Raw genomic sequence first — 13,405 nt, forward strand, 5'->3', positions numbered from 1 at the left:
CCCCTGTGGACAACTGGTTCTCACTGACTGCGACGCTGGACATTTCCTCATCACCTGAAGCCGGGGTCCCCCTACTTCCCAAGCCCATCGGCTGGCGCTATGGTCTGCGGCGGACCCGCCGCCGCCACGTCCGACTCCTTACCGACGGACGATGTTGATGCTGGATGCACGCACCCTGGCCGCGCAGTTGCGGCAGCCCCATGGCGAGGCCGCGCTGGCCGTGGGCGAATCGATGAACCGCAGCAACGGCGCCCTCAACCAGGCAGCGATCGCATTGCTGGCCGTCGCTGCCGGAGAACAGGTGCTGGAGATCGGCCCAGGTAACGCCGCCTTCGCGCCATTGCTGCTGCAGGCCAGCGGCAGTCGCTACCTGGGCGTTGAGCTGTCCGCTTCCATGGTCGACGCCGGCAACCGGCAGCTTGCCGCCAGAGGACTGGCCGGGCGAGCCGCGTTGTGCGAGGGCGATGCCCATGCCCTGCCCTTGGCTGATGCCTGCGTCGACGCTGCGCTGGCGGTCAACACCCTGTACTTCTGGCCGCACCTGGCTCCGGTACTGGATGAACTGGCGCGCGTGCTGCATCGCGGCGGCCGGCTATGCCTGGCCTTCGGCGATGCCGGATTCATGCGCACCCTGCCCTTTGCCGAGGACTTTGAGCTGCATGAGCTGGATGCGGTGGAGCTGGCGCTGCGGGTGTCCGGTTTCACCGTCACGGCGTGGCGCTCGCATCGCGAATGCAAGGCCGGCAATGACGGCCACCAGCGGGAAAAGCACTTCCATCTGCTGCTGGCGCAGCGGCGCTGAAGCTCTCCCCGCCGGGCATGGCCCGGCGCTACCGAGGCTGCGCCGGATGGGTAGCGCCGGGCCATGCCCGGCGAGCGCAGCGGCCTCCGGAATGCCTCACAGCCGGCTGAAGGACCAGCTCTGCATGCGCCCATCCCGGTAAGGCATCACTCCGTGGAACGGGCGCGGATCGGCATCGAACACCAGCGGCAGGAAGTTGCGGTCGCCCTCCCACATCGGCAGCTGGTCGAGCTTGTCCACGTCCACCCACTCCAGGGTGCCTTCGTGATTGCCGCCGTGCGGGGCACCCTCGAAGCTGTCGATGACGAACACGAAACCGAACCAGTCCTCACCATGCTTGCCGAAACCCGGCCAGCTGATGGTGCCGCGCAGGCGCATGGCCGTGCAGTCGATGCCGGCTTCCTCGGCGATTTCGCGGCGCATGCCGGCGGCAACGTCCTCGGTCGGCTCGACCTTGCCGCCCAGGCCGTTGTACTTGCCCAGGTGGTGGTCGCCCGGCCGGGTATTGCGGTGGATCATCAGCACCTGGCGGCGATCGGGCGAGAGCACATAGCCCAGGGTGGCGACGATCGGGGTATACGGCATGTGCGAATCCGGCGGCGGGTCAGCCGTGGATTATGGCCGATCAACGCACCAGCGACAGGCGACGGTCGCCGGCACCGGCAGTGATGCCGTCGGGATCACGGCGCAGGGTAGCCACGCCATGGCCGCGTTCGGCCAGGTATTCCAGCCATTTGCCGAGGAAGGTGTTCATCCGCATGCGATGGCTGATCAGCTCGGCCGGCGGTGGGTACAGGCCCATCGTGTCCTGCCAGCGGCGGCCGACGTAGCAGTGGGTGGTCTCGGCCTGGCGCGCGTCCCGGTACAGGCGGACGAAGGCCGATGGGTCCGGTTCGCCGGTCACCGGGTCGGCCAGATCATAGGTCAGGCGCAGCTCCACCGTGTAGCGGTGGCATTCGATCACGTCCAGGCGCACGTCCAGGCCATCACCCACCGAAGAGACGTAGCTTCCCGCCACCAGCTCGGCCGGCGCGAACAGGCGCACCAGGTGACGATAGTTCTCTGCGTAGAGCCCCATGAGCCAGCTCAGCCGGCTCAGGCGGGGAATGCGCTCGGTACGGGGCAATGCTCGGGCCATGGGTTGATCCTACACGTTGGCCCTTCAACGTGGGGACAGATCGGTCCCGGCCAAAGGGGCCCCGTATCGACCAACGCTCGATACCCACCGCGCAGGTGGGCCACGACCGTTGGTCGTGGCGCCCCGTCAATACAGTTCGCGCTGCAGCCCCAGCGTGCCGAGCACCTTGCTGGAGATCTCCTCGATCGAGGTGTGGGTGGTGCTGAGGGTCGGGATGCGTTCCATCTGGAACATGACCTCCGCTGCGGCCACCTCGCGCTTGCAGGTGTCCAGGTTGGCGTAGCGCGAATTGGGCCGGCGCTCCTGGCGGATCTGCTGCAGGCGGTCCGGGTCGATGGTCAGGCCGAACAGCTTGCGCCGGTAGTTGCGCAGCCGGGGCGGCAGGCGGTCGCTCTCCAGATCCTCGTCGGTCAACGGGTAGTTGGCCGCGCGCACCCCGTAATGCAGGGCCAGGTAGATGCAGGTAGGCGTCTTGCCCGCCCGCGACACCGCCACCAGGATCACGTCGGCGTCGTCGTAATTCACCGCGATGCCATCATCGTGGGTCAGCGCGAAGTTCATCGCGTTGATGCGCCGGTGGTAGGTATCGAAGTCGACCATGCCGTGGGCCTGGCCGACCCGGTTCAGGCGCGAGCTGGACAGTTCGCGCTCCAGCGGCTCGATGAACGGGGCGAACACATCCAGCATCAGCGCCCCGCTTTCGGCCAGGATCAGGCTCAGGCTCTGGTCCACACAGGAGTTCACCACGATCGGCCGGACCTGGTAGCGCTCCCCCGCCGCCTGGATCCGGGCACAGGCTTCGCGGGCTTTTTCGGGGTCATCGACAAATGACATCCGGTCGGTAATGAAGCTGAACCCGGAGAACTGGGTCAACAGGCTATGCCCAATGGTTTCAGCGGTGATACCGGTTCCATCGGAAACGTAGAACACCGGACGGATGGTCGACATGCGCGCATTTACCCCCTACGAAGCCTAAAAGGGCCGCCAACACAAGCTTGTGCCGACGGTGGTCTGCCCGGCATCATATCGACTTCTTCCTACGGACGCGGCCATTCAGCCCGCCTCGGGCGATGGCCAAACGGAGCATCGCGCTTGAACGAGAACATCCTGTGGTTGCACGAACTGCGTCTGGCCGACCTGGCCCGCGTGGGCGGCAAGAATTCCTCGCTGGGCGAGATGATCGGCAATCTGGCCGGTCTGGGCGTCTCCGTTCCTGGAGGTTATGCGACCACGTCTGAAGCCTTCAAGGACTTCATCGCGCACAACGACCTGTCCAAGCGCATCTTCGACAAGCTGGCCACGCTGGACGTCGAGGACGTCAATGCGCTGACCGCAGCCGGCAAGGAAATCCGCGGCTGGGTGATCGATGCACCGCTGCAGCCGCAGCTGGACCAGGACATCCGCAGCGCCTACGCCAAGCTGAGCGCCGACAACGGCGGCGGCGACGTGGCCGTGGCCGTGCGTTCCTCGGCCACCGCCGAAGATCTGCCCGACGCCTCCTTCGCCGGCCAGCAGGAAACCTTCCTCAACGTCACCGGTGCCGACGATGTCGTGCACAAGGTCAAGGAAGTGTTCGCCTCGCTGTACAACGACCGTGCCATCGCCTACCGCGTGCACCACGGCTTCAAGCACGAAGACGTGTTCCTGTCGGCGGGCGTGCAGCTGATGGTGCGTTCGGGCGTGGGCGCGTCCGGCGTGCTGTTCACCCTGGACACCGAATCCGGCTTCCGCGACGTGGTGTTCGTCACCTCCTCGTTCGGCCTGGGCGAAATGGTCGTGCAGGGCGCGGTCAACCCCGACGAGTTCTACGTCTACAAGCCCACCCTGCAGGCCGGCAAGCCGGCGATCCTGCGCCGCTCGCTCGGCAGCAAGGCGATCCGCATGGTGTACTCGGATGTCCCCGGCGAGCGCGTCAGGATCGAGGACACCCCGGCCGAACTGCGCAGCACCTTCTCGATCAACGATGAAGACGTAGCCGAACTGTCGCGCCAGGCGCTGACCATCGAAAAGCACTACGGCCGCCCGATGGACATCGAGTGGGCCAAGGACGGTGTCAGCGGCAAGCTGTTCATCGTGCAGGCGCGCCCGGAGACCGTGAAGTCGCGCAGCCATGCCACCCAGATCGAGCGTTTCGCGCTGACCGAAAAGGGCGGCAACGTTCTGGCCGAAGGCCGCGCCGTGGGCGCCAAGATCGGTGCCGGCGTGGCGCGCGTGGTGAAGACGCTGGAAGACATGAACCGCGTGCAGCCGGGCGACGTGCTGATCGCCGACATGACCGATCCCGATTGGGAGCCGGTGATGAAGCGTGCATCGGCAATCGTCACCAACCGCGGCGGCCGTACCTGCCACGCGGCGATCATCGCGCGCGAGCTGGGCGTGCCGGCCGTGGTCGGTTCGGGCAACGCCACCAAGGTCATCGAGGATGGCCAGCTGGTCACCGTCAGCTGCGCTGAAGGCGATACCGGCTTCATCTACGAAGGCAAGCTCGGCTTCGAACGCACCACCACCGATCTGGGCAACATGCCGCCGGCACCGTTGAAGATCATGATGAACGTGGCCAACCCGGAACGCGCCTTCGATTTCGGCCAGCTGCCGAACGCGGGCATCGGCCTGGCGCGTCTGGAAATGATCATCGCCAGCCACATCGGCATCCACCCCAACGCGCTGCTGGAATACGACCGCCAGGATGCGGCGACGAAGAAGAAGATCGACGAGAAGATCGCCGGTTATTCCGACCCGGTCGGCTTCTACGTGGACCGTCTGGCTGAAGGCATCGCCACCCTGACCGCCTCGGTCGCGCCGAACCCGGTGATCGTGCGCCTGTCGGACTTCAAGTCCAACGAGTACGCCAACCTGATCGGCGGCAGCAACTACGAGCCGCACGAAGAGAACCCGATGATCGGCTTCCGCGGCGCCAGCCGTTACGTCGATCCGAGCTTCTCGGCCGCCTTCGCGCTGGAGTGCAAGGCCGTGCTGCGCGTGCGCAACGAGATGGGCCTGGACAACCTGTGGGTCATGATCCCGTTCGTGCGCACCCTGGAAGAAGGCCGCAAGGTGGTCGAGGTGCTGGCCCAGAACGGCCTGAAGCAGGGCGAGAACGGCCTGAAGATCATCATGATGTGCGAAGTGCCGTCCAACGCACTGCTCGCCGATGAGTTCCTGGAGATCTTCGACGGCTTCTCGATCGGTTCCAACGACCTGACCCAGCTGACCCTCGGCCTGGACCGCGATTCGTCGATCGTGGCGCACCTGTTCGATGAGCGGAATCCGGCGGTGAAGAAGCTGCTGTCGATGGCGATCAAGTCGGCACGGGCCAAGGGCAAGTACGTCGGCATCTGCGGCCAGGGCCCGTCCGATCATCCGGATCTGGCCGAATGGCTGATGCAGGAAGGCATCGAGTCGGTGTCGTTGAATCCGGACACCGTGGTCGATACCTGGCTGCGCCTGGCCAAGTTGAAGGCCAAGGGTTGACGTGTGACGGCTGACGTCGCTTTCATCGACGCCTGCCCATACTGAAGCTGCACGCAAGCCCCGCCTCTGCGGGGCTTGCTGTTTCTGGCGTCCGCGTACGCCATGTTCCCGTCGCACCTGTTCCCGTTGCAAAGGAGTCCGCATGATCGCCGCTGCCCCACCCTCCCCCGCCACGACCTCCTGGTTCCGCTCACTCGACTGGGAACGCCTGCTGGAGACCTACGGCGTGCCGTTGCTGGCCGCGATCGTGGTGCTGCTGGTCGGCATGTGGCTGGCACGACGGCTGTCCAATGCCATGCCGCGCGCCACCTCGCGCATGGGCGTGGACCCGATGCTGGGCAGCTTCCTGCGCAACGTGGTCTACGCGGCCTCGCTGGTGATCGTGGTGATCCTGGCCATCGGTACGCTGGGCGTGCAGATCACTCCGCTGCTGGCCGTGCTCGGTACCGCCGGCCTCGCCGTTGGCCTGGCGCTGAAGGATTCGCTGTCGAACATTGCTTCGGGCGTGATGCTGGTGACCCTGCGTCCGTTCCGCGTGGGTGATGTGGTGACCATCGCCGGGCAGACCGGCACGGTTCGCGAGGTACGCATTTTCCAGACCGTGATCACCGGCGCGGACAACCAGCACACCACCATTCCGAACACGCTGATCACCGCCGCACCGATCATCAACCTCACCGCAGAGCCCACCCGCCGCGTCGAGCTGGTGGTGGGCATCGGTTACGAAGACAACATCCAGCTGGCGCGTGATACCGCACTGGCCCTGATGAAGGCCGACCCGCGCGTGCTGCAGACGCCGGCGCCGGACGTGGTGGTGTACGAGCTGGGTGCGCACGCGATCAATCTGGGCATCCGCTGCTACGTGAAGTCGGCCGATCACTTCGGCACCAAGGTCACCCTGCTCGAACAGATCAAGCTGGGCTACGACAAGGCCGGCATCAACATCCCGTATCCGCAGCAGGACATGCACCTGTACGTGCATGGCAAGGACGGTGGCGTGGTCGAGGCCGACGCACTGGTGCGTGACAAGCCCTGATCCGTCCCCGGGGATGCCGGCCAACGGCCGGCACTACCCCACCCCGCGCACCCGGGTAGTGCCGGCCGCTGGCCGGCAGCCTCCGGGATCAAACCGCGACGCTTTCTTCCAGCACCGGATAGTCGGTGAATCCCACCGCGCCACCACCGAAGTACGTCGCGCGATCGGGCGAATTCAACACCGCGCCGCTGCGCAGGCGCTCGGGCAGATCGGGATTGGCGATGAACGGCCGACCAAAGCCGATCAGGTCAGCCCAGCCCTCCACAAGCGCCTGCGCGGCACGCTCGGCGGTGTACTTGCCGGCGTAGATCAACGTGCCCGGATAGATCATCCGCAGCGCCTGCTTGAACGCGACCGGCATCAACGGGGCATCGTCCCAGTCGGCCTCGGCGATGTGCAGGTACCCCACACCCAGCTCGCCCAGCAGGTGCGCGGCAGCCAGATAGGTCGCCTGCGGCGTGTCATCCACCGCCCCCTGCAGCGTGGTCAGCGGCGCCAGACGCACGCCGACCCGCTCGCCGCCAGCGACATCAACCACCGCCTGCACCACCTCGCGCAGGAAGCGCAGGCGATTGCGCAGCGCGCCACCATAGCCGTCGGTACGCTGGTTGGCCTGCGAGTCGATGAACTGGTTGATCAGGTAGCCGTTCGCGCCGTGCAGTTCGACGCCATCGAAGCCGGCAGCCAAGGCATTGCGCGTGGCCTGTGCATAGTCGGCCACGATGCCCGGAATCTCGTCCTCGCCCAGTGCGCGCGGCATCGAGTGCTGGATCATTTCGCCCACGCCGGATTCCGGACCGGCGCCGGTCGGGTCAACGAAGACCTTCACACCTTCGGCCAGCAGTGCCGAAGAAGAGACCGGCGCCGCGCCGTCCGGTTGCAGGGCCACATGGGAGACACGGCCAACATGCCAGAGCTGGGCGTAGATGCGCCCACCGGCTGCGTGCACGGCATCGGTGACCCTGCGCCAGCCCTGAACCTGTTCGTCGCTGTGGATGCCCGGGGTCCAAGCATAGCCCTGGCCCTGCGGACTGATCTGGGTGCCCTCGCTGACGATCAGCCCGGCACCAGCGCGCTGGGCGTAGTACTCGGCCATCTGCGCGGTGGCAACATTGCCGGCCGCCGCACGCGAGCGGGTCATCGGCGGCATCACGATACGGTTGGGCAGCGTCAGCGCGCCCAGGCGGTGGGGGGTGAACAACATGGCGGCACTCTCTTGCGGGGGATTGCCGGCAAGGATGGGGATCGCGCTGCGTGCGCAACAGGCGCGTCCGCGCAAAACAGTTGTGCCGCCGAGGCAACGATGCCGCATCCACGCGTGGCGTGGATTACAACGTCGGCTCGATCAACGCCCCGCCGTGGGCGATACGGTCATAGCAGGTGCGCACGACCTCTTCGCCGTACTTCAGCTCCAGCCGGCGCACGATGAAATGGCCACGGGCCATGTCCTGGTAGTAATCGGTGAACATGGTGTTGAGCGTCGCGCCGGCTGCCGCACCGACGATAGGCACCGCCTGCGCGGCAAACTTCTCGGTGACCACTACGCCGAAGCGGGCGGCGACCTTTTCCACCAGCTTGGCCAGCAGCTTGCCGGCTTCCTTCGGCGCCACGCCCAGGGTCAGGTCACGCCCGGTCACCACGCGCCCGGCCAGTTCGGCCGAGAGGTGGCGCATGACATCGGTGGTGAAGCCACGGGCGAGGTAGTAGCCGGTCTCGCTGGCATCGTCGCGCGGCGAATTGCCGCCCAGTGCGAACACCTCCAGGCAGGCCTGGCGGGTGCTGGACTGCGATAGATCGAAGCCTTCACTGCGGGCGACGTCGGCTACCGCGCGCATCATGATCGTGGTCGACACCGGCAGCTCGATGAACAGCGCAGCGAAACCGAACGCCCCACCCACCGCACCGGACGTCGCCGCCGCCAGCTTGTGCCAACGCGTCGAGGCGCCCTTGCCCGGGGTGTTGCCCATGCTCCAAAGCGCGGCCTGCACGGATCTGGACAACGCCGCCTGCACCGCACCGTGGATGCGGTTGGACACCGAGGTGGGAAGTGCCTTCACCGCGAACTCCAGCGGCGTCCCGACCAGGTTGGCCATGCGCGCGGTGATCGTGGGGGCTTCCAGCAGCGCGACCGCCCGCTGCAGGTCAGACCAGTCACCAGCGTCGTGGGCGATATCGCGGGGCAGCAGGATGGGCTCGTTCATGCGGCCGATCTTAGCGCCATGGAGTTGAACGCAGGGTGGTGCCGGCCGCTGCACGACAACCCTGCACCGCCGCTGGGGATCAGGCGATTGCCGGCCAGCGGCCGGCAGTGCCCCTCACGGGGTCGGCAGCCCCGACAGCGCGCCCATGAACTGGCGGTAATGGCGCAGTTCGTTGATCGAATCGTGCACATCGCTCAGTGCGGTGTGGCTGCTGGTCTTGCCCACGCCCGCAGCCACGCTTGGCGCCCAGCGCTTGGCCAGTTCCTTCACCGTGGACACGTCCAGGTTGCGGTAATGGAAGTATTTCTCCAGCCGCGGCATCTGCCGGTGCAGGAAGCGGCGGTCCTGGCAGATCGAATTGCCCGACATCGGTGACACGCCGGCTGGAATCCACTGCGCCAGGAAGGCCACGGTCTGCGCTTCGGCCTGGCCAAGCGTGGTGGTGCTGTCGATGACGCGCTGCCACAGGCCCGAACGACGATGCTGGTTGCGGTTCCACTCGTCCATCGCTTCCAGCGTTTCCAGCGGATGGTGGATGGCGAACTCCGGGCCCTCGGCCAGCACGTTGAGCTGGGCATCGGTGACCACGGTGGCGATCTCGATGATCGAATCGTTGTCGGTATCCAACCCGGTCATTTCCAGGTCGATCCAGATCAGCCGTTCGTTGGCCGCGCCGTTCTCTGCCATCGTGTCGCCTCGTTGCTGGGCAGGCACGAGGCCGGCCGGTAATGGAAAGTGGCGGCCATCATACCCTTTCGCCACTCAGCCCTCGTCAGCGTGGTCCTCCAGCAGCAGCGGCGGCTTGCCACGCTTGGCCCTGAAGTAGTTGGTCAGGCGGTTGCCCGCTTCCTTGGCCAGCACACCGGCATGGACCTCGACCCGATGATTGTGGCGGGCATCACCGACCAGATCGAACACGCTGCCGCAGGCGCCGGTCTTGGGGTCGCTGGCGCCATAGACCAGGCGCGCCACGCGTGCGTGCACGATCGCCATCGCGCACATCGCGCACGGCTCCAGGGTGACATACAGGGTGCTGCCGATCAGGCGGTGATTGGCCAGCATCCGCCCACCCTCGCGCATGGCCACGATCTCGGCATGCGCGCTGGGGTCGTGCGAGGCGATGTTGAGGTTCCAGCCCTCGCCCAGCAGCTGGCCGTCGGCTCCCACCAGCACCGCGCCGACCGGAATCTCGTCAAACTCGCGTTGCGCACGTTCGGCCAATGCCAATGCGTGGCGCATCCAGCTCTCGTCGACGTCGTGCACCGGCACGCCCAAGGTATCAGTCATGGCGTTTCTCGGATTCAAGGAATGAGCGCGCGCGTAGTGTAGCGCAGGCCTTTTGCTGGTTCCGCCGCCTGGATGCGCCGTGCTGCGCCGGGCCAACGCTGCAGCAGCGTTGCCGGGCCGTGGCTGCCAGCCTGGAGCAGGGACGGAAGATCACGCTGGCCTGCACCGGCAATGGCGAAGTCATCGGCTTTCCGGCAGTGTCCGGCAGCAGCGTGCAGTAATGCGCCGCAACAGTGATGCCCAAAGCCCCGCTTCGGCGGGGCTTTCTGTCTGCGGGTGTCACACCGGTACAATCCAGGTATTCCGAAGCACCTTGGCCGATTCCATGACCACCCTGCGCCCCTCCCGCGCCTCTGATGGCGAGGCTCTCGTCGATCTCTGGCGTCGGGCCGTCGATGCCACCCATGACTTCCTCAGTACCGAAGACCGCCAGGCAATCGATACTGAGGTTGCCGGTTTCCTGCCGCAGGCTTCGATGGTCGTGGCTGTTGGCGACCAGGACCAGCCACAGGGCTTCATGCTGATCGAGGGCTCGCACATGGAAGCGTTGTTCATCGATCCGGACGTGCGCGGAACCGGCATCGGCCGCCAGTTGCTGCTGCATGCGCTGGCCCTGCATCCGCAACTGACCACCGACGTCAACGCGCAGAATGCGCAGGCCGTGGGCTTCTATCGGCGCATGGGTTTCGCCGAAACAGGCCACTCACCAATGGACTCGCAGGGCCGTCCGTATCCACTCATCCATCTGCGCCATCAAGGCTGACCAGCGTCCAGCGCGCCGGCCTTACTCCGATCAGCCAACCGCCTCGAACGCCGACGAGTACCGCACCTCGCCCTGCGCCATCGGTGGCTGCAGGCACAAGGCCTGGAAATACTCCGCCGGCACGCCCGGCAACAGCAGGTCCGGCACGGCACGAAAGCCAAAACGCCCGTAAAAGCCCGGCTCGCCCAACAGTACGCATCCGCGCGCCCCCTGCGCGCGCAACGCCTCGATCGCGGCCTGCACCAAGGCGGTTCCCACGCCACGCCCCTGCCGTTCCGGCAGCACCGAAACCGGGCCCAGCCCGAACCAGCCCTCGCTGCCGTCCTGTACGTCGACCGGAGACAACGCGACATGACCGATCAGCTGGCCCGCATCCTCTGCCACCAGCGAGATGCTCAGCTCGCCACGCTCACGCAATGCGTCGACGATGTGATGCTCGGTGTGGCTGCCATGCCTCGCCGCGGCGAAGGCTGCGCGGGTCAGCGCGTGCACGCCGGAGATGTCGCATGGCATTTCACTGCGAATGGTGTAGATCAAAGGGCACCTCGCTCAATGCAGCGCATCCAGGCCATGTGCAGGACCACATTCGGCAGGCACCAGCAGGCCACGGACGGCGCTACGTTAGCCAGCGGCCTGCGCCAGGTCAACGCCCGGCAATGAAGCTGGGCGATAATCAAGCCTCCCACTGCTGGACACATACATGGACTGGGTTGCACAGGCACGCGCATTGGCCACCGAAGCCCACGCCAGTCAACGGGACAAAGCTGGCCGACCCTATATCGAGCATGTGGCGCGGGTTGCAGCGGCGATCCACGACGATGACGCAGCCAAGGCTGCAGCCTGGCTGCATGATGTGGTCGAAGACTGCCCGCAGTTCGCCGACCGGGTACGGGATTTCCCGCAGCCGATCCACGATGCGGTCACCCTGCTCAGCCGCCAGAGCGCGCCGGATGCTGCGCACTACTACGCAAACATCCGCCAGCATCCACTGGCGCTGAAAGTCAAACTGGCCGATATCGCCGACAACGCCGATCCACAGCGTCTGCGGCTGCTTGATCCCGAATTGGCCGGGCGTCTGCAGGAAAAATACAGCGCCGCGCTGGCAGAGCTGGGCGAACGCCGGTCGCCACAGAAGACGGGGTCTCCCGCCTCACCGCAACAGCGCCTGCAGCAGATGATGGAAGCCGCCCGCACACTGGAACAGTTGGTACGTGCGACCACCGGCCGGAGCAGCACCGACTGCGACCTGCCCGCCCACCAAGCTGCCTTGATCAAGGCACGCGATCTTGTATTCGCCGAACTGGAAGCACAGATGGAACCGGAGGCATTCATGATCTGGCGCACCATGCATTCGCGGACCTGAACGGACCTGGAGAGCGGTCGTCGCGGTTTGCCAAACGCTGATTCTTGGCAGCGGGCGCTGATCCCTGCTGCAATGCAACAGTAGAATGGGACGCTTCCCCGCCCCTTTGCCCCCGCATGAGCCCCAATTCCCCCCTGGCCGCTCGGCTGACGCCCCGCCAGCGCAGCCTGATCATCCTCGCCCTCTCATTGGGCGGTTTTGCGATCGGCACCAGCGAGTTCGCCAGCATGGGCCTGATGCTGGAGATCAGCCGTGGCCTTTCCATCAGCGAAACACAGGTCGGCCACCTGATCAGCGCTTACGCCATCGGCGTGGTGGTGGGCGCACCGATTCTGGCCTTCGTCGGCGCCAGCTTCCCGCGCCGCAGGCTGCTGCTGGCGCTGATGGGCTTCTATGCGGTCGGCAATCTGGCCAGTGCATTGGCACCGAACTACGGCACGATGCTGGTGGCGCGCTTCGTCGCTGGCCTGCCGCATGGCGCCTACTTCGGCGTGGCGATGCTGGTGGCAGCTGCGATCAGCCCGGCCGGCCAGCGCGGCCAGGCGATGTCGCGCGTGCTGTTGGGGCTGTCGGTGGCGATCCTGATCGGTAATCCGCTGACCACCTGGCTGGGCCAGCAGCTGAGCTGGCGCACCGCCTTCGCCCTGGTCAGCGTGCTGGCCATCGCCACGGTGGCGATGATCGCGCGCTTCCTGCTGCCCGATCCGGACGAGGTGCGGACCTCGCCGATGCGCGAACTGCGCGCGTTCAACACCACCCAGGTGTGGCTGGCGCTGTCGATCGGCGCGGTGGGCTTTGCCGGCATGTTCTGCGTGTTCACCTACCTGGCACCGACCCTGGTGCAGGTGACCGGCGTGGCCGAGTCGTGGATGCCGCTGGCGGTGGGCGTGTTCGGCATCGGCGCGATCATCGGCAACATCGCAGGCGGCTGGCTGGTCGACAAGTTCCACTTCAAGGCCGCTGCGGTGGTGCTGGGGTGGTCGATCGTGATGCTGCTGCTGTACCCGCTGGCTGCCCAATCGGTGTGGACCATCGGCCCGATGATCATCACCGTGGGTACGATGGGCGCCCTGGCTGCCGTGTTGCAGACGCGCCTGATGGACGTGGCGGGTGAAGCGCAGACCTTGGCCGCTGCCTCAAACCACGCGGCGTTCAACACCGCCAATGCGCTCGGCCCTTGGCTGGGCGGCATGGCGATCAGCGCCGGCTTCAGCCCGGCCAGCACCGGCTACGTAGGTGCGGCGACGGCGGTCGGCGGCCTGCTGCTGTGGTGCCTGTCGGTGATGCTGGAGAAGCGCAGGGTTGCCATCGCTGGCAGCCGCTGAACTGCGCACGGTTCGTCAG

General features: G+C 66.2%; 14 protein-coding genes. 6 read left to right on the top strand and 8 right to left on the bottom strand.

Annotated elements, in window-relative coordinates:
- Window positions 1–151: 151 nt before the first annotated feature.
- Window positions 152–802 (top strand): class I SAM-dependent methyltransferase, encoded by a 651-nt coding sequence (locus tag LMF57_RS12185; protein ID WP_229289947.1) that lies wholly within the window; start codon window positions 152–154, stop codon window positions 800–802.
- A 96-nt stretch (window positions 803–898) separates the two neighbouring features.
- Here LMF57_RS12185 and LMF57_RS12190 read toward each other — a convergent pair whose 3' ends face one another.
- The 3 genes from LMF57_RS12190 to LMF57_RS12200 form a co-directional block, all read right to left on the bottom strand.
- The gene (locus LMF57_RS12190) at window positions 899–1,387 is read right to left on the bottom strand and encodes an 8-oxo-dGTP diphosphatase (RefSeq protein WP_093819148.1); all 489 of its coding nucleotides are present in this window, start codon (window positions 1,385–1,387) and stop codon (window positions 899–901) included.
- A 40-nt stretch (window positions 1,388–1,427) separates the two neighbouring features.
- Entirely contained in the window at window positions 1,428–1,940 is a 513-nt protein-coding gene (locus LMF57_RS12195) for a DUF1249 domain-containing protein (RefSeq protein WP_117310713.1), read from the bottom strand.
- A gap of 126 nt (window positions 1,941–2,066) precedes the next feature.
- Entirely contained in the window at window positions 2,067–2,888 is an 822-nt protein-coding gene (locus tag LMF57_RS12200; protein WP_025879262.1) for a pyruvate, water dikinase regulatory protein, read from the bottom strand.
- A gap of 144 nt (window positions 2,889–3,032) precedes the next feature.
- Here LMF57_RS12200 and ppsA point away from each other — a divergent pair, with 144 nt between their 5' ends.
- Window positions 3,033–5,411: a phosphoenolpyruvate synthase gene (gene ppsA, locus LMF57_RS12205; protein ID WP_093819147.1), complete on the top strand. Its 2,379-nt coding sequence runs from the start codon at window positions 3,033–3,035 to the stop codon at window positions 5,409–5,411.
- A gap of 142 nt (window positions 5,412–5,553) precedes the next feature.
- A complete protein-coding gene (locus tag LMF57_RS12210) occupies window positions 5,554–6,447 on the top strand; it encodes a mechanosensitive ion channel domain-containing protein (protein WP_229289948.1) in 894 nt (297 codons plus the stop codon).
- Between the two features lie 88 nt (window positions 6,448–6,535).
- Here the strand turns inward: LMF57_RS12210 and LMF57_RS12215 are convergent, their stop codons facing one another.
- From LMF57_RS12215 to tadA, 4 genes are all read right to left on the bottom strand, one after another.
- Window positions 6,536–7,651: an alkene reductase gene (locus tag LMF57_RS12215; protein ID WP_208082737.1), complete on the bottom strand. Its 1,116-nt coding sequence runs from the start codon at window positions 7,649–7,651 to the stop codon at window positions 6,536–6,538.
- Window positions 7,652–7,775: 124 nt separating this feature from the next.
- A complete protein-coding gene (locus LMF57_RS12220; protein ID WP_208082738.1) occupies window positions 7,776–8,648 on the bottom strand; it encodes an EcsC family protein in 873 nt (290 codons plus the stop codon).
- Window positions 8,649–8,762: 114 nt separating this feature from the next.
- Window positions 8,763–9,335: an oligoribonuclease gene (orn, locus tag LMF57_RS12225; protein ID WP_117310715.1), complete on the bottom strand. Its 573-nt coding sequence runs from the start codon at window positions 9,333–9,335 to the stop codon at window positions 8,763–8,765.
- 75 nt (window positions 9,336–9,410) lie between these two features.
- Window positions 9,411–9,935 (bottom strand): tRNA adenosine(34) deaminase TadA, encoded by a 525-nt coding sequence (gene tadA, locus LMF57_RS12230; RefSeq protein WP_229289949.1) that lies wholly within the window; start codon window positions 9,933–9,935, stop codon window positions 9,411–9,413.
- A gap of 325 nt (window positions 9,936–10,260) precedes the next feature.
- On the opposite strand from tadA, the gene LMF57_RS12235 reads away from it, so the two are divergent.
- Entirely contained in the window at window positions 10,261–10,698 is a 438-nt protein-coding gene (locus LMF57_RS12235) for an acetyltransferase (RefSeq protein WP_117310716.1), read from the top strand.
- Between the two features lie 30 nt (window positions 10,699–10,728).
- On the opposite strand, the gene LMF57_RS12240 is transcribed toward LMF57_RS12235, so the two are convergent.
- Window positions 10,729–11,235 (bottom strand): N-acetyltransferase, encoded by a 507-nt coding sequence (locus LMF57_RS12240; protein ID WP_229289950.1) that lies wholly within the window; start codon window positions 11,233–11,235, stop codon window positions 10,729–10,731.
- 163 nt (window positions 11,236–11,398) lie between these two features.
- Here LMF57_RS12240 and LMF57_RS12245 point away from each other — a divergent pair, with 163 nt between their 5' ends.
- Together LMF57_RS12245 and LMF57_RS12250 are read left to right on the top strand one after the other, a co-directional pair.
- Window positions 11,399–12,061 (top strand): HD domain-containing protein, encoded by a 663-nt coding sequence (locus LMF57_RS12245; protein WP_208082741.1) that lies wholly within the window; start codon window positions 11,399–11,401, stop codon window positions 12,059–12,061.
- 116 nt (window positions 12,062–12,177) lie between these two features.
- Window positions 12,178–13,386 carry an MFS transporter gene (locus LMF57_RS12250; RefSeq protein WP_229289951.1) on the top strand — a complete coding sequence of 403 codons (1,209 nt, stop codon included), beginning with the start codon at window positions 12,178–12,180 and terminating at the stop codon, window positions 13,384–13,386.
- Window positions 13,387–13,405: the final 19 nt, after the last annotated feature.

The sequence above is a fragment of the Stenotrophomonas sp. SI-NJAU-1 genome (genome assembly GCF_020883215.1).
Classification (GTDB): Bacteria; Pseudomonadota; Gammaproteobacteria; order Xanthomonadales; family Xanthomonadaceae; genus Stenotrophomonas; species Stenotrophomonas indicatrix.